The sequence below is a fragment of the Paenibacillus lautus genome, assembly GCF_050482385.1.
GTDB lineage: Bacteria > Bacillota > Bacilli > Paenibacillales > Paenibacillaceae > Paenibacillus_AQ > Paenibacillus_AQ lautus_B.
Genome location: NZ_JBCNHV010000010.1, coordinates 122,450 through 138,670 on the forward strand (window position 1 = coordinate 122,450; position 16,221 = coordinate 138,670).

19 protein-coding genes and 1 riboswitch are annotated in these 16,221 nt (G+C 49.4%); of the genes, 3 read left to right on the plus strand and 16 right to left on the minus strand.

Features of this window, described 5'->3' with window-relative positions; genetic code table 11:
- Positions 1-72 precede the first annotated feature (72 nt).
- Positions 73-256: riboswitch (FMN riboswitch) on the minus strand.
- Positions 257-457: 201 nt separating this feature from the next.
- On the plus strand, positions 458-859 hold the full coding sequence (locus tag ABEW73_RS11575; protein ID WP_430170633.1) for an acyl-CoA thioesterase: 402 nt from the start codon (positions 458-460) through the stop codon (positions 857-859).
- A 69-nt stretch (positions 860-928) separates the two neighbouring features.
- Here the strand turns inward: ABEW73_RS11575 and ABEW73_RS11580 are convergent, their stop codons facing one another.
- From ABEW73_RS11580 to ABEW73_RS11655, 16 genes are all read right to left on the minus strand, one after another.
- Positions 929-1,360 carry a peptidylprolyl isomerase gene (locus tag ABEW73_RS11580; protein WP_009595227.1) on the minus strand — a complete coding sequence of 144 codons (432 nt, stop codon included), beginning with the start codon at positions 1,358-1,360 and terminating at the stop codon, positions 929-931.
- Between the two features lie 209 nt (positions 1,361-1,569).
- Positions 1,570-2,901, minus strand: coding sequence for a diaminopimelate decarboxylase (lysA, locus tag ABEW73_RS11585; RefSeq protein WP_430170634.1), 1,332 nt, complete (start codon positions 2,899-2,901; stop codon positions 1,570-1,572).
- Positions 2,902-3,019: 118 nt separating this feature from the next.
- Positions 3,020-4,654: a spore germination protein gene (locus ABEW73_RS11590; protein ID WP_430170635.1), complete on the minus strand. Its 1,635-nt coding sequence runs from the start codon at positions 4,652-4,654 to the stop codon at positions 3,020-3,022.
- Positions 4,655-4,677: 23 nt separating this feature from the next.
- Complete coding sequence (locus ABEW73_RS11595; RefSeq protein ID WP_430170636.1) at positions 4,678-5,106, minus strand: stage V sporulation protein AB; 429 nt, start codon at positions 5,104-5,106, stop codon at positions 4,678-4,680.
- Positions 5,103-5,747: a stage V sporulation protein AA gene (locus ABEW73_RS11600; protein WP_430170638.1), complete on the minus strand. Its 645-nt coding sequence runs from the start codon at positions 5,745-5,747 to the stop codon at positions 5,103-5,105. Before ABEW73_RS11600 ends, ABEW73_RS11595 begins: the two co-directional genes overlap by 4 nt.
- 183 nt (positions 5,748-5,930) lie before the next feature.
- Positions 5,931-6,686 carry an RNA polymerase sporulation sigma factor SigF gene (gene sigF, locus ABEW73_RS11605; protein ID WP_006209412.1) on the minus strand — a complete coding sequence of 252 codons (756 nt, stop codon included), beginning with the start codon at positions 6,684-6,686 and terminating at the stop codon, positions 5,931-5,933.
- A gap of 11 nt (positions 6,687-6,697) precedes the next feature.
- Complete coding sequence (spoIIAB, locus tag ABEW73_RS11610) at positions 6,698-7,156, minus strand: anti-sigma F factor (protein WP_379416180.1); 459 nt, start codon at positions 7,154-7,156, stop codon at positions 6,698-6,700.
- Complete coding sequence (gene spoIIAA, locus ABEW73_RS11615; protein WP_076320918.1) at positions 7,153-7,506, minus strand: anti-sigma F factor antagonist; 354 nt, start codon at positions 7,504-7,506, stop codon at positions 7,153-7,155. The genes spoIIAB and spoIIAA overlap by 4 nt, the downstream gene beginning before the upstream one ends.
- Positions 7,507-7,594: 88 nt before the next feature.
- Complete coding sequence (locus ABEW73_RS11620; RefSeq protein ID WP_430170640.1) at positions 7,595-8,785, minus strand: D-alanyl-D-alanine carboxypeptidase family protein; 1,191 nt, start codon at positions 8,783-8,785, stop codon at positions 7,595-7,597.
- 331 nt (positions 8,786-9,116) lie between these two features.
- The gene (locus tag ABEW73_RS11625) at positions 9,117-9,941 is read right to left on the minus strand and encodes a purine-nucleoside phosphorylase (RefSeq protein ID WP_076320916.1); all 825 of its coding nucleotides are present in this window, start codon (positions 9,939-9,941) and stop codon (positions 9,117-9,119) included.
- 56 nt (positions 9,942-9,997) lie between these two features.
- The gene (locus ABEW73_RS11630) at positions 9,998-10,882 is read right to left on the minus strand and encodes a site-specific tyrosine recombinase (RefSeq protein WP_430170642.1); all 885 of its coding nucleotides are present in this window, start codon (positions 10,880-10,882) and stop codon (positions 9,998-10,000) included.
- Positions 10,883-10,924: 42 nt separating this feature from the next.
- The gene (locus ABEW73_RS11635; protein WP_098742979.1) at positions 10,925-11,158 is read right to left on the minus strand and encodes a YqzK family protein; all 234 of its coding nucleotides are present in this window, start codon (positions 11,156-11,158) and stop codon (positions 10,925-10,927) included.
- A 334-nt stretch (positions 11,159-11,492) separates the two neighbouring features.
- Positions 11,493-11,957: a Fur family transcriptional regulator gene (locus ABEW73_RS11640; protein ID WP_006209405.1), complete on the minus strand. Its 465-nt coding sequence runs from the start codon at positions 11,955-11,957 to the stop codon at positions 11,493-11,495.
- 109 nt (positions 11,958-12,066) lie between these two features.
- Positions 12,067-12,690: a stage II sporulation protein M gene (gene spoIIM, locus ABEW73_RS11645; protein WP_430170643.1), complete on the minus strand. Its 624-nt coding sequence runs from the start codon at positions 12,688-12,690 to the stop codon at positions 12,067-12,069.
- 87 nt (positions 12,691-12,777) lie between these two features.
- Positions 12,778-13,995: an endonuclease Q family protein gene (locus ABEW73_RS11650; protein WP_430170645.1), complete on the minus strand. Its 1,218-nt coding sequence runs from the start codon at positions 13,993-13,995 to the stop codon at positions 12,778-12,780.
- Position 13,996: 1 nt separating this feature from the next.
- Complete coding sequence (locus ABEW73_RS11655) at positions 13,997-14,578, minus strand: NUDIX domain-containing protein (RefSeq protein ID WP_430170647.1); 582 nt, start codon at positions 14,576-14,578, stop codon at positions 13,997-13,999.
- Positions 14,579-14,671: 93 nt separating this feature from the next.
- Between ABEW73_RS11655 and mciZ the strand changes: the two genes are divergently transcribed.
- Positions 14,672-14,830 carry a Z-ring formation inhibitor MciZ gene (gene mciZ / locus ABEW73_RS11660; protein ID WP_076320910.1) on the plus strand — a complete coding sequence of 53 codons (159 nt, stop codon included), beginning with the start codon at positions 14,672-14,674 and terminating at the stop codon, positions 14,828-14,830.
- 103 nt (positions 14,831-14,933) lie between these two features.
- Complete coding sequence (locus ABEW73_RS11665; RefSeq protein WP_430170648.1) at positions 14,934-16,145, plus strand: tetratricopeptide repeat protein; 1,212 nt, start codon at positions 14,934-14,936, stop codon at positions 16,143-16,145.
- Positions 16,146-16,221 lie beyond the last annotated feature (76 nt).

Genomic DNA, 16,221 nt, shown 5'->3' on the forward strand with positions numbered 1-16,221 from the left:
GTGAAAACCTGCACATAACGCATATCACGTTGTGTGCATAGACACAAATAGCACATGTTGCCTATGTGTCTCTCACTCCTTCTCCCATCCAGACTATACTGTCGGTCCCGGATTTTCACCAGGTCCACCGCATACGGTGTGTAACTACACACGCATATCCGGGTCACGGACTAAGACGCAGCCATCTGCTTTCAAAAGCTCAATCACTGCGTTCATCACCGCCGGTAGGGAATTTCACCCTGCCCCGAAGGATAAAACATATGAAATTGTTTGATCTTATGAAGAATCTTATCACCACCTTTTGATAATTGCAAGAAAAAACAACTAACTTTTTTAAAGTACATAACTTTAATGCCAACATATGTGTAACTATAGAAGGAGAATACTCCCCCAAGGGAGAACAGTTTAGAGAAGATAAATACCGGAACTAGTTACAGTGAAAAAGGAGCGCTCTACGATGAAAACTTCGCTGGACATTATCGTCCGTCCTACGGAAATCGACGTGAACGGACATGTAAACAACGCCAAATACCTGGAATATCTGGAGTGGGGCCGTGAGGAATGGTATGAAGCAGGAGGTCTTCAATATGATATGCTGAAACGGCTTGGCGTCCAGACCGTTACCGTCAATATCAACATCAATTACCGCAAGGAGTGCGGCCAAGGCGAACGGCTGACCATCGTGACCGAACCGCATTCTGTGGGTCGTACGAGTTATGTGCTGATTCAGAAGATTTACAACGAACAGGGAGAGCTTTGCGCGGATGCCGCCGTTACCAGTGTGGCGATGGATGTACATACTCGTAAAAGCCGGCCTGTTCCGGAAGAGCTTCGTCAATTCTTTCCCGACCCTGCGTAACTCCTACCGGGATAACAATAAAAACAGGCTCACCCTTAAGAGTGAGCCTGTCCTGAGCAGAAGCTATTTTTATGCCTCGTATACTTCTACTTTTTCCATTTTGTCGCGGCCTTTGAATGCATCCACGTACTCCATGCCCTCAACGACTTTACCGAACACCGTATGTTGACCGTCCAAATGCGGCTGCGGCTCGTAGCATACATAGAACTGGCTTCCGCCCGTGTTGCGGCCGGCATGCGCCATGGCCAAGCTGCCACGCTCATGCTTGTTAGGGTTGATCTCGCAGTTGATGGTATAGCCAGGACCGCCGGTTCCCGTTCCCTGTGGGCAACCGCCTTGAGCCACGAACCCAGGGATTACGCGATGAAATACAAGACCGTTATAAAAACCGGAGTTTGCCAATTTCTCAAAATTAGCTACCGTGTTCGGTGCATCGTTCTCAAACAGATCCAGCACTACCTCTTTGCCGTTCTCCAATGTAATCTTCGCTTTTTTAGCCATATGTGTTATCTCCTTCCGTTATTAGAACGCTTCAATCGATTTTTTTACAATGCATTCTATAGTTTACTATGAATTGAGCCTCGAAGCAAAACGATCTTGTCCCCGTTTGCACATTTGTATATCATCCAAGGCATGCCAAAGAGCCCTGACCGCAGCCGGTGGCATTGGCGGGCTCTCTAGGATGTTAGAGCCGTAATACAAACTTCCGTTTAGCTCGTTACGGTTTCTTTGGTTACACTTGCCGGCACTACATCGTGGCTGATAATGTCCGCAAGCGACTCGCGGCGTACCACCAGCTTGCTCTGTCCGTCCTTCACGAATACAACCGCAGGTTTACGAATCCGGTTGTAGTTGCTAGCCATGGAATAGTTGTATGCGCCTGTGCAGGATACGGCCAGCAAATCGCCTGTTGCTACCTTCGGAAGCTCCAGATCCCAGATCAGCATGTCTCCGCTCTCACAGCACTTGCCGGCAATGGATACCGTTTCTTCCGGCTTCTCATTCGCCCGGTTCGCGAGCAGCGCTTCATATTTTGATTCGTACAGCGCCGGACGCGGGTTGTCCGTCATTCCGCCGTCTACGGCAACGTATTTACGGACCCCGGGAATATCTTTGCTTGTGCCCACCGTATATAGGGTGGTGCCTGCTTCACCGACAATACTGCGCCCTGGCTCTACCCAAATTTCAGGGAGCGTGCTGTCAATGCCGGCGAAGTGGGCTTTCACCGCATCCGTAATCGCTTTTACGTAGTCGGATACATGAAGCGGAGTGTCCCCGTCCACATATCGGATTCCAAATCCGCCGCCAAGATTTACAACCTTGAACGTGATGCCGAGTCCCGCCTTGACCTTGGCCGCAAATTCTGCAACGCGTGAAACAGCCATCTGAAAGCCTTCTACCTCAAAAATCTGGGAACCGATATGGGAATGAATGCCCATCAGATGAATATTCGCTTGAGCCTCGGCAAGTTTCACCGCTTCATAAGCTGAGCCGTTACCGATATCGAAGCCGAATTTCGAATCCGTTTGGCCTGTTGAGATATACTCATGCGTATGAGCCTCAACTCCCGGTGTCACGCGAAGCAAAATGTTGACCTTCTGGTTCTTCTCGGCAGCAATCGCTTGCAGCATATGCAGCTCAACTACGTTATCGACAACGAAACAGCCGATTTCCGCATCCAGCGCCATCTCAATCTCTTCCGGCGTTTTATTATTTCCGTGGAAATGAATCCGTTCTACCGGGAATCCGGCCTCAAGTGCGGTGTACAGCTCTCCGTCGGAAACGACGTCAAGCGACATACCTTCCTGGTCAGCCAATTGGCACATAGCCATCACGCAAAACGCTTTACTTGCATACGCGACTTGGAACTTCAAGCCGGACGCCTTGAAGGCCTCGATGTATTCCCGGCAGCGATTACGAACCGACTGCTCGTCTACAATATATAGTGGTGTTCCATATTGAGCTTTTAAATCGGATGTGTCACACCCGCCGATTTCCAAATGCCCCTGATCGTTAATCTTGCTAGTACCGTGTAAAAACATGCTTACAATTCCTCCGATCCATTGATTCAAAAATAGGGTAATCGAATAATTGTTCACAGTATAGCAGACAACGGAAGGTAATCAAAATGGATTTTTCAACACAACATTTGTGTTATTGTTATTGCTCGCCTCTCGGATTCATTTCAGGGCCCATTTTGGTGTTGTCACGCGTTTTGTTGATAGCCGGGCGTCTTCTTGACAGAAGCAGCGGTTTGCGGAACAAAATTTCGCCCATCGCTTTTGCACTAAATGGTATAAATGGCCACAAGTAAGACGAGTTGTAGGAACGGTGGGCCGTCAGGAGCAGAATCAGAAGCGTCGTACCGATGACAAAGCCCTTCACCGCGAACAGGGCTGTTGCAAGCAGAAGGAGCAGCCTGACCATACGGTTGGCAAGTCCCAGCTCATAACTCGGGGTCGCGTACATCCCAATGGACGCAACCGCCATATACAGGATGACCTCGTTAACAAACAATCCGGTCTTAACAGCAATATCGCCGATCAAAATCGCAGCGATCAAACCCATCGCCGACGCTAACGGTGTCGGCGTATGCACGGCAGCCAAGCGGAGCAAATCCACGCCGAATTCAACAATCAGAAACTGCAGGATAATCGGAATTTTAGAATTCTCATGCGGACCGATGATATCAAGTCCCGGCGGTTTCAGTTCAGGATGGACAACCAGCAGCATCCACAGCGGGAGCAGGAACATGGATGCAAAAATGCCTATAAAACGTATCCAGCGCAGGTACGTTCCCATAAACGGGGTCTGACGATTCTCCTCGGCATGCTGGCAGAGATCCAGGAACGTAGTGGGCATAATCATCACACTCGGCGAAGTATCTACCATGATAACAATTCGGCCTTCAAGCAGATGGGAGGATACAACATCCGGCCGTTCCGAATATCGGACAAGAGGAAAAGGGTGCCAGCCCTTGTTCACAATCGCTTCCTCCAGCTGTTTATCGCCGAGTGGAAGCCCCTCTAAATCTACTTCCTGGATTTTTCTGCGAATCGCCTCAACTTGGGTTCGGTCCGCGATGTCATCAATGAAAACCAGGCATACATCCGTTCTCGTCCGCCTTCCGACCTTCATGACCTCTACGTGCAGTCCCGGATCGCGAACCCGTCTTCGCACCAGGTTCACGTTGGTAACGAGCGTCTCCGTAAACCCATCCCTTGCGCCGCGAACAACGCGTTCCACCGCAGGCTCTTCGAGCCCGCGCACAGGATATTTCCGGGTATCCAACAAGATGGCGGAATGCGCATCCTCAATGAACAGCGCACATATACCGGAGAGCACTTCGTTAATCACTTTGCTGAGTCTTGTATCCCGCTCCACTTGGACATGGGGAATATAGCGGGTCATCATCTCGGTAAGTGCCTGGTTGCTCACGTCCTCCGGTGTCAGGTACGTCAGCCTTGTCAATATATCCGTCACCACGACATCATTCGTGAAGCCGTTTAAGAAGAGAAGCCCTGCATTTCTGCCTGCAAAGTTCATTTCACGGAATACCACATCAAAAGAAACCCCAAGACCGATAACTTCCTTAAGCACTTTTTTCAGTTCACTCAGCTTCGCGGGAACATGGTCCGTTTGCTGCCAGTAGATGACGGATTCCTCGGTACTGTCGGAGGTTTCGGCCTCCCTCTTCTCCCTCAGCTCTTTTTCCTCCAACGTTTTGATCTCCGATGGGGGAATGATCGGAATATCGGTTTCCAGTTCGCCGTTATGTGTTGTTTTCTCGTCCATAACCTACCTCCTAGCCATAACTATCACTTGCTGTAAACAAACCAGTCGAACAGAGAGCCCGCCACCTTGCCTGCCACCATCGCCATAAGAAGACCAAACAAATACCCCGTCAATCGGAGCCGCTTGGCCAGAATCGGCAATACGTTCAATACTTCTGTCAATGCAGCTGCCAGCATGCCGATGAATATCCCGCACATTAATCCGATCACGGTACTCACAACCGGTCCCAATGGAACGGACCATCTCCAGAAATCGGCCACCGTGCCGATGAAAGATCCCGCAATTAAAGCCCCTTCATACCAATGGACCCGGCTGTAAGTTGCGGTCAGTTGGGACAATCTCGGGATGATGTCCAGCACGATGATGAGCGCAATGACTCCGCCGCCGACGGCGATACCCCCTGCAACGCCAAGAAAACAGGTGAATATCCCTTGCAGAATGGACAACATCATGGTTCCTTACCTGTCGTATCGGCGTCGGCGTTCATTTTCCGATATTCTTCGGCGACCACGAACTGATCCAGATTTTCCTGATAGAGGTACATTTCCACCTCAAGCGGGGTCGGCTCTTCATTCCATTTTTTCTTGAACAAATGATTGAAGAACACCGTCATGCCAAATCCAAGCCCCAGCGAGTATGCAATCTGGAACATATAGGGATGCTCATCTCTTTTTCCCGTTACCATTTCAACGATTCGGATATGAACCTCAAGCATGTTGACATCGGCATGGAAGTTCATGATGGTCAGTGCGGAACCGAAAAACAAGAGCAGCCAAATGAGCGGGAACCACAATTTTGACCGCTTGCTCTCCGGACCGACAAGCTCCACCAAGGTATGATGGTTTCCCATCGGTTCAATATGGGCGCCAGGAATCAAGGCTTGAATCTTCGGGATGATTTGAATCAGATCCATGACAAGGCGGTTCCCATCGAGATCCTTCGGCTGCGTAAGCGGCAGGGCTCTAAGCCGCCTCTCCCAGTCGGGATCACAGACAATGAAGGCGACATCACCTAGTTTGACGGTCTGGTCTCTTGGTAACCGTATGCGGCTCCTTAGCTGCAGAAACACCGTCGGAGTGGGATTAACCTTCATCCGAAACACTCCTTTACTGCTAAATTACCGTTAGTATGGGAAATCTCTCTCGTTTCTACTCGGATTTACCATACTTTCTTTATCCGCCAAACCACCCAAGGGATTTGCTGAAAAATGAAAAAACGCCGTCCCTTAAGGGCGGCGTCAAGTTTGAGCAGGCTTTCGAATAACGGCTGAGGCCCGCTACTGCGCGATCTCGTTCCGTATGCTCTGCAATATTTTTTTCTCCAGTCGCGATACCTGCACCTGGGATATGCCCAGCCGGCTGGCAACTTCCGACTGCGTCTGATCCCGGTAATACCGCAGATAAACTATGAGCCGCTCCCGTTCGGTCAAGCCTCCTATTGCTTCATTCAAGGCCAGCTTGTCGAACCATCGTTCTTGCGATTCATCAGCTATCTGATCCATTAGCGTTATGGGATCCCCGTCATTTTCAAATACGGTCTCATGAATCGAGGTTGGCGGTTTATTCGCCTCTTGGGCAAACACCACTTCCTCGGGGGTTACCCCAAGCTCTTCGGCAACCTCTTTCACCGTTGGAAGGCGATCGAGCTGCTTGGACAGCTCGTCCCGCTTCTTCCTGACTTTGTTGGCCATTTCCTTAAGCGATCGGCTGACCTTCAAGGTCCCGTCATCTCTTAAGAAACGCTGAATTTCTCCGATGATCATCGGTACGGCATAGGTCGAGAACTTTACGTCATAACTGAGATCGAACTTGTCCACGGATTTGAGGAGACCGATACAGCCGATCTGAAACAGATCATCAGGCTCATACCCCCGGTTCATAAACCGCTGAACGACAGACCAGACAAGACGAATATTACAGTTGACGAGCGTGTCCCGGGCGACATTATCCCCGCTTTGGCTAAGTGCAATGAGTCGTTTGACCTCCGCGTCGTCCAAATAAGTCTGCGAAGTTTTCTTCACATCGGCATCCATTTGTCCAACCCCTAATTATATAAAGCTTTCTTAGATTCGATCCTCTTTTTCATTTTGATCGACGTACCGTTGCCTGGTTCGCTGACCACTTCAAATTCGTCCATGAAATTTTCCATGATGGTGAATCCCATGCCGGATCGCTCCAGCTCTGGCTTTGATGTATAAAGCGGCTGCTTGGCCATTTCCAAGTCTTCGATCCCATGGCCGGAATCTTCAATACACAGCGTAATCATATCCCCGTCTATGGAGGCTTCAATCTTGACAATCCCTTCCGAATCACTATCGTACCCGTGGATAATGCTGTTTGTGACCGCTTCGGAGACTACCGTTTTGAGATCACTCAGCTCATCCATGTTGGGATCCATCTGGGAGATGAACGCAGCCACGGCGACACGGGCAAAGGATTCGTTTTCCGACTTTGCGGCAAACTGCAGAGTCATAAAATTATGCTGTGCTTTTCCTTCACTCATGACACTACCTCCAAACCCGAGAGTGCCGTGCCCTCGTTCTCATATATCGGCATGATCTTGAACAGCCCCGACATTTCAAGCAAGCGGTAAACCTGCGGCTTGACATCGCATACCGCCATCTTTCCGCCCTTTTGCTTGATGAATTTATAGCGTCCCAGGATGACCCCAAGTCCTGAGCTGTCCATAAAGTCCAAATCCTTTAAGCTCAGTACCAAGTGCTCTGTTTGACGTCTCTGAATAGCTTCATCCAGCTGCATCCGGACATGATCGGCCGTATGATGATCCAGTTCCCCGGACAGTCGGACGATCAGTACATGCCTGTGATGCTCCATATCAACATGCAGATTCATGTTTGCTCACTCTCCTCCCTGACATGAACAAAGATTTCTACATTTGAAAAAGACATTCCTGCATCCCGACAAAACTAGAAGAAAACTCCTATGAATCTACATGAAACAACTTGCCGGTTGTCCGCTTGAACATCCTCCAGAACCCGGCCTTCTTCACCTCGACAGGAGATGTCAGCTCGAACTCCTTTACCACGCGCTCACCTTGATAGACCGTTAGCTTCCCGACGACTTGTCCGGCGGCTACCGGCGCCTTCAAATTCGAGTCCATCTGAATTTCATGACGGATATCCGGACTTTTTACGCCCTTCTTAACCAGCACGCTGTAATCTTTATCCGCTTGAATCGAAATCTCGGGCACGGTTCCCTTCTGAACCTTCACGATACCCAACACTTCACCCGGTTTATAGATGGAATGCATCGAATACTGGGAGAAGGCATAGTCAAACATACGAGAAACTTCATTGTTCCGCGTCTTAGTATCCGTAGCTCCCATAACTACAGCAACAGCGCGCAGTCCGTCCCGTTTGGCCGTTGCCGACAAACAGAATTTGGCCTCTGATGTATATCCGGTTTTCAATCCGTCTGCGCCTGTGTAGAATCGAACCAGCTTGTTCGTATTGACGAGCCAGAACGGTTTGGCCGAATCTTTACGCAAATAATCCTGATAGGCGCCTGTATATTTGGTGATCTGGTCGTATTTCAGCAGCTCCCGGCTCATGACCGCAATGTCGTGAGCCGAAGTATAATGATTCTCAGCAGGAAGGCCGTTGCAGTTCACAAAATGTGTATCCTTCATTCCCAGCTCGGCTGCTTTCTCATTCATCAGCTTCACAAAGGCTTCCTCCGAGCCGGCAATTTTCTCCGCAACCGCGACGGAAGCATCATTGCCTGATGCCATGGCAATGCCTTTGAGCATCTCATCCACCGTCATTTCTTCACCAGGCTCAAGAAAGATCTGGGATCCACCCATGGAGGCCGCATATTCGCTGGTACGCACCTTATCCGTCCACTTCAATTGTCCTTCATCGATAGCCTCCATCGTAAGCAACATCGTCATGATCTTGGTGATGCTCGCCGGAGGCAGCTTATCATGGCTGTTTTTCTCGTAAATAATGGTTCCGGTATCCGCATCCAGCAATATAGCAGAACGAGCACCTGGTGCCAGTTCCTCTTGAGATGATCTTTCGCCGGGTTTGCTATTTTCTGCATAACTTGGAACAGCTACACTAGACAACCCTACAAATAGAACCAGAAATCCAGCGATTAACGCTTTTTTCACTTCCATCCCCTCCTGACATTCGTAATGGCATCCCGAAAAGAAACGGGTCTGTTATTCATTGTCGTCAGGATGAAAACAAATTATTCCAGTTTTTAAGGAAATATTATCGCCTTGAACTTAAGGAAACACAGAATAGCCCCACAAAGTGGAGCCTATGCTTCGATACTTATTCCAATTACTTTGCGGGGACCCCGAAATCGAAATATATAAATGGGGATACTGAATGGCTTACGCTTCGCTGAAAGCTTATACATTCTATAATCCTAAGCAAAAAGGCTGGGCTCGACAGATATAAATCTGCCGGAGCCCAGCCCCCTGCTCAAATAGGTTTTTACATTTTTGGGATAATGGCCATAACAAGCGCAAGGAATTTCTCCCGGACCTTCTCGGCTGTCTCCATAACCTCGTCATGGGATAGCGGTTGATCCAATATGCCGGCTGCCATGTTGCTGATGCAAGAGATGCCCAGCACTTCAAGGCCGGCATGTCTGGCCACAATGACCTCAGACACGGTGGACATCCCTACAGCATCCGCACCGAGCGTACGCAGCATGACGATCTCGGCGGGTGTCTCATAGGTTGGTCCAAGCAGTCCTGCATAGACTCCTTCTCTCAATGCAACGCCTTGACCCACGGCAACTTCTTTTGCCAATTGGCGAAGCTGACGGCTGTAAGCCTGGGACATATCCGGGAACCGTACGCCAAGATCCGGATCATTCGGCCCGATTAACGGGTTGGTGCCTGTCATGTTCAGATGATCGGAGATCAGCATGAGATCACCCGGCTCGAAGGACGTGTTGATGCCGCCAGCCGCATTGGTAACCAGCAAACTCTTCACACCCAGCTCTTTCATGACGCGCACCGGGAAAGCAGTCACTTCCGGACCATAGCCTTCGTACATATGGAACCGGCCCTTCATCAGAACGACAGGTCGATTGTGAATGGTGCCCAGCAGCAATTCTCCTTCATGGCCTTCTACTGTCGATACGGGAAAATGAGGAATATCGGTATACGGGATCGAGACCGGATTCTCAATCAATTCCGCCAGCACGCCGAGTCCTGAACCCAAAATCAGGCCGACCTCCGGCTCGACACCCTTCTGCCCGCGTATGTATGCTGCTGCTTCCTTAATGCTTTGCTGATGAATTGAACTCATGTTCATCCCTCTCCTAACTGAAAATAAGTTGTAGATCCTAGTAGAGTAGGCCCCGACTAAGATCTCGGGTGATAATGATCGTATACTTCCTTCATGCTTTTCTTGGTGGATTGATACATGCCGGTGGTGGATAATGCCGAGTGACCCAGCATCTCCTGAACCGAACGTAAGTCGGCACCGTTCTGCAGCAAATGAATGGCAAACGAATGACGAAGGGTATGCGGCGTGATCTCGTCATCGATTTCGGCCAGCTTGCCATACTTTTTAATAATTTTCCAAAATCCCTGCCGTGTCAAGCGCGTACCGAGTGAATTCAGGAATAATGCATCCTCATCAGCATCTCGAATCAGCTTGTCCCGCATATCTTGCATATACAAAGCCACGCTTTCAGCGGCGATCTGGGTAATCGGAAGAATTCGCTCCTTCCCTCCGGAAACGGCACAGCGCAGGAAGCGCATATCCATATTGATGTCATGCGTGCTCAAGTTCACCAGTTCCGACACCTTGATGCCTGAAGCATACAGCAGCTCCAGCATCGCTTTGTCCCGGGCCCCCTGAGGGGTTCCGGAATTCGGGGCCGACAGCAGCTTGTCCACCTGCTCAACGGTTAGCGCCTTGGGCGGCTTCCGTTCCGGCTTCGGATTCTCCAGCAGTTGGGTCGGATCTTGTCCTATAATGGCTTGACGCACCAAATATTGAAAAAAGGAACGCAAGGATGCCGTGCAGCGAAGCAGACTCGATGCCGCCTTGCCCTGCTGCCTCAGTCTGCCCATGTATAATCCAAGCATTGTTCGTGTCACTTCCTGCGGTTGGATAACGTCTCTTTCCGCGGCAAAAGCCATGAAGCCTTGTAAGTCGGCCCGGTACGATTCAATCGTACTTCGAGACAGTCCCTTCACGTCTTCCAGATAGGTTACATATTCGTCCAGATATTGTTTCATAATCTTTTTGCTCCTATTCCCGTGTGCCCTTTACAAGCACAATCACTCCCCATACCAGTAGTACAATCGCAGACGTTCCGCCGGCGAATATCGGGAGTCCATGGTGCTTTCAGGCTGAAAAGCCTTAACCGCTTGACCGGAAGGCGCACGGTAAGGATCCATTGGGGTCAGCCAATCTCCCACCCATCCCAGCACGAAGTAAAAAAACATCGTCAGAACGGCAAACATCGTAATAAATCGGATCAGTGAGCCTATTTTTCGAATCGATATAATCACTGGCAGCGCCTCTCTTTCATCTTTGCAATGGTCACCAAATGAAAGTGAATATTATAGGTATCACTTCACGTAAAGCCTATGATACAAGCTGCAGGATTATGACGGCTTTTCGCTGATCCGTTCTTTTAGTCATTGGACTTGACGGGTATTGGGATAGAATACGTCTTCTCGACGTACGTTGATGATGGAGAAAGCTAGATTGTTCTTACGTGAACGATACGGATTCGTGCATGTTCCATCTATATTTGGTTACCATCTAAAAAACCCTCCCGGCTTACCGCCGTAGAGGGCTTGCCGTGATGGTCATCACTGCGGTTTGTTGCATGATATAAAATTATGATTTGTCCTGGTCATTCTTGCCCTTCTCTTTGCAACGGTAGCATATACCATGGAAATCAAGCCGATGGTCATGAACGGTAAAGTTGAACTCTCGCTCTAACCGCTCTTCCAATGGACCGAGCCAATCCTCGCGTATCTCATCCATGCTTCCACATTGAGTACATATCAAATGATGATGGTGATGCTTCGAAGTATCCGTCCGCAAGTCATAACGGGCGACACCATCGCCAAAATTTATCTTCTCGACAACATGAAGCTCACTGAGCAGCTCTAGGGTACGGTACACGGTTGCCAGACCGATCTCCGGAGCCTTCTCTTTCACGAGCATAAATACATCCTCTGCGCTAAGGTGGTCGTCTTCATTTTCCAACAAAACGCTTACCGTGGCTTCCCGTTGGGGCGTTAATTTGTATCCTTGGGATTGTAGCTGCTGCTTAATTTTGTCGATCCGCGCTTCCATCGTTTCCCTCCCCCTTGGAAATCACTGCACGTTATTGTTCACTTCCTTCATTATAGGGGGATTTGACAAACAAAGTCAAACGGTTTTGCTTTATGGAAAAATTCGCGGATTATAGCAATATTGGCGTCACCCAGCGCATCATGGCTGGGGTTACCCAGGTTTCAAATGAAGCGACTCCGAGCGTTAGCAGGACCATGAAAAAGGTCAGCATCGCATACGAAGCAAAGGGCTTTACCATGCTCCCGCCCCGATTCATAATAAATCGGTCCCTGATGATGTATAGAGAGAAGGTTATCGCCGCTACGCTGCACATCATGAGCACGGGAATGATGAGCAGATTTTGCGGCGCAATCGACACCAGGGCGAACAGCAGGCCTTTCCAAGAGTACTGTCCGACCAAGTAACCGACCGTAAACCCAATAAGCACTCCTTTTAAGAAGTCCAATATTAATATTCCCGGAAGCCCGATGACGGACAATCCAAGAATCCATATCAAACCAATCCATTTCAGATGAAGGGCTGCGATGCTCCAGTAAGAAGACTGACTCATGGTTTCTCCACCATCCTGCACGTTTACAAAAAAGTGGTTTAAGTATCGGGCCATTTCTTGCTGCTGCTCCAATGAAAGTGCATTGACCATTAACGCTCCAAACAGCACCCCAACTAAAAACAAGACGCCTACGAATACATAGAGCATGGTCTGATCCTTAAAGGCTTGGCGGAATGATTGCATTAGAATAGAGTCTCCTTTCTGTGTCTCTACTCTACTCTATGACCATCCCCCTCCTTGTATGACCTGCGATTGAAAGAGTTGATTGATTTACCGGAGAACCTTTCCGTAAGAACCTCCGCCGCCATCCGATAAGGACAATGTCCCGCTTCGGGCCATCACAATGCTTGCAGCAAGCCCCTCTCCAGCGACAGCGGCAAGCTCCGCTTCCGTAGCCTGGTGAAGGATTTTCATTTCGGTGCCGAAAGCCCCCAGCAGCTTCGCCATCGCCGATTTGCCCAGGCCCGGGATGAACTCTAGCGGAACCTGATAGTGATATGCCGGCCGGCTTTGCGGTACAACGGGCTCTTTGCGGTCCGCGATGTTCAGAATCCGATCAAACACACCCTGTACCAGCTTGGTACTCCCACAGAATGGACAGCGCACCAATTCATGAATATCGCTGCCTTCATCCAGAATGCTGTCGCAACCGCCGCAGTAAGTACGATGGTATTTTCCAAGTCTGGGATTCAGCCCATAGTTCGCGCTGATTCTTCTACCGTTACTTGTTCCAAGCGCCTGGCGAAATTCTGCAAATGAAGGCTTTGCCATATCGATCCGGTTGTATTCCCTGCCGATTTTCCCAAGCGAATGCGCATCCGAATTGGTCAGAAAGGAGTAGGTGTCCAGTTCGCTTATCCGCCCTGCCATCGAGGAGTCGGCACTGAGCCCAAGCTCTATGCCCGCAATTCCGTTCAGGTCCAGCACCTCGCTCATACGATCCGCCATGTTGCCGTACAGTCCCTTATGAGGCGTAAAGACATGGGCGGGTATCAGCAGCCCGCCGCGGTCTAGTATCTCCTGCTGCAGCTCACGGGGGCTGACATAGATACGCTGCGAACTAAGCTGCACGTTCTTCATATATTTTGCCATCCAGACAGAGAATTCCTGAATGGTGTTCAGATCAGGGAAATAAGCCAGCACATGAGCTGCGCCACGGCCGCTTTCGCGAATTTCAATCTCGCTTCCAAGCTGGATCACCGTATCCTGATACGCGATTCCGCCTCCATCGATCTCCTGCATGACGCCGCTGTCCAAACATTGGAGGATATCGTGCTGTACCGAAGGAGAATGGCAATCGATGATACCAATCATTTGGATGCCTTTCCGCTCCGAGGCCTCCACGGCTATATTTTCAAAGGTCAAATTGTTACTTGCGCTTATTTTCACAGCTTGTCCGCTGCTTGTGCGCCCTATGTGAATATGCATGTCGCAGTAATAGGACTGAAGCTGCTGCCCGGTTGACATGTTCTTTTCAGGCTGCAGCATATCAGATCTTTCCTGTCAGGCTATACATATTCCAAGCATAAACGGCGAGAATGGTCTTCGCATCGCTGATTCTCTCTTCTTGTATGAGTGAATACGCCTCATCCAGCGAGATTTCCATCATCTCTATAAATTCATCCTCGTCCGGGTTCATGTCGCCGCTGACCAGATCCTCTGCCAAATATAAGTGAATGATCTCATCCGCAAACCCCGGGGATGTATAAAAGGAGTGCAGCTTACGAATGGAACCGCACGTATAACCTGTTTCTTCCTGTAGTTCGCGCTTCGCGGCTTCCAGCGGATCTTCTCCCCGCTCCAGTTTGCCTGCAGGGATTTCAACCTCGCAGCGCCCAAGCGGCTGTCGAAATTGATTTACGGCCAACATTTTGTCGTCTTTTAACGCGAGCACTGCTACTGCGCCGGGGTGTCTGACAACTTCACGTTTCGCGGTCTGCCCATTGGGCAGCTTCACTGTATCGACCTGCAGTGAAATAATCTTCCCTTCAAAAATCGATTGAGTAGATAGTGTGGTTTCTTCCAGCAATTTATCCGAGGCTTCTCGGTTCTTACTGCCGATATCGCTCACAAAATGACCTCCTTTGTTTAAAAACGGCATGACTGACCATGCTATTGCATAAGGTGTATTATATCAAAATTTCCAAGAAAGAAGGAACTGCCCATGAAAAGCTACAAAGGGGATCATTCAATACATATGGTAGGACAGGCCTGGCAGATACGGATCATGCTGAAACAGTGGCAGCAGCAATGGGGCTCGGAAACGAAGATTATGGATATTATTTCTAACTCTTCTAAAAACATTTACGAAAACAGGACGTGAAATTAGGTCTTTAGACTTGTTTTTCGACTTTTTTCTATTTTTTTCGAATATGGACCATGACCTTTACACCTATACAGGTGTTATATCATTGGGAGGCTTCGACATGCGACATATACCTATTATTGAAACCGAACCAATTACTAATCCACCTTCAACTGAATATGAGCGCGGAAAATGGTACAAAAGACGCGGGTATCTTGAGAAGGCGCTAAGGAGCTTCAAAGAAGCTGCACAATCCACTCCAACCGACAAAACGAGCTCGAGATGGAAGGAAGTGGATCTAAGCTGGCTCGAATACGGGATATTGAGCATGCGGATGCGCTCCTTCGGCAAATCGGAGGAAGCTTTCAGAACCGTCGTACAGCATTCCGGTAACTACGTCCAAGAGGCGCTGAATCAATGGGCCGCACTCCTGCACATGCAGGGGATTTCGGATCAAACGATTGGTGAACGGCTCTTGGACGAAACGAGGAACTTTCCATCTTCCAACATCATGGTTGGCAGGTCACTATTCTACATCGGAGCTTATCCGCATGCTGTCCATTGTTTTGCTAAACAGGGGAGTCTATATCCCGATACCTGCGTCCAGTATGTGGCTTGCCTAGTCATGACGGGTCAAGTAGCTGACGCCATGCAGTTCATCGACAGCTACCTGCGCGATTTAACACACCACCTGCGCGAACTGCCTCGTCCAAGAACATCTGAAGGGGCTCAGCTAGCCAGAATCAGGCAGCTCTGCGAGTGGAACTTAAACCATTCGATTCCTGACCGATTTATCGCCATGTCGGAAGCTTTAGAATTAGCACGCGCTGCCGTATCGCTTAATATGATTTCCATAGCCGAACATCTGCTCACCGATAGCGGCGACCATGCTTATTATGCTCTGATCTGTTTTCTTTATGATGAAGGCTACAGAGGACTCGCGATTTCAAAATTAAACCAATTGGAAGCGCTGCCGCTCCAAGAGCAAGACAGCCACAGTCTGAAAGTATGCTTTATAGCCGCGGAGAATTTATATGATCAAGGGAGATATGATGAGGCCGCATCCCTGCTCGAGCAGCTTAGACTGGCTTACCCCGGGCGTACAGAGATACGATTCGGCGAAGCCGCTTGTTATTTACAGTCAGCCTTGATCTCCCTCTCTGCCCGCCTTGAAGAGCAATATGCCTCAGCAACGGCAAGGCAAGAGATCGAACAATACCTGGACAACATCAATGCCGCACTGCATGTGGTCGAGAACACGAACTGGCATACCACCTGGTCGCCAGCCCAAAAAAGACGGGAAAACCACTCGCCCTTGTCATCCTTGAATTAATAAACAAATCTAAAAGCCCGCAGCGGATTAAAGCGTCCGCTGCGGGCTTTATACATTTTCTATATATCTAATGATC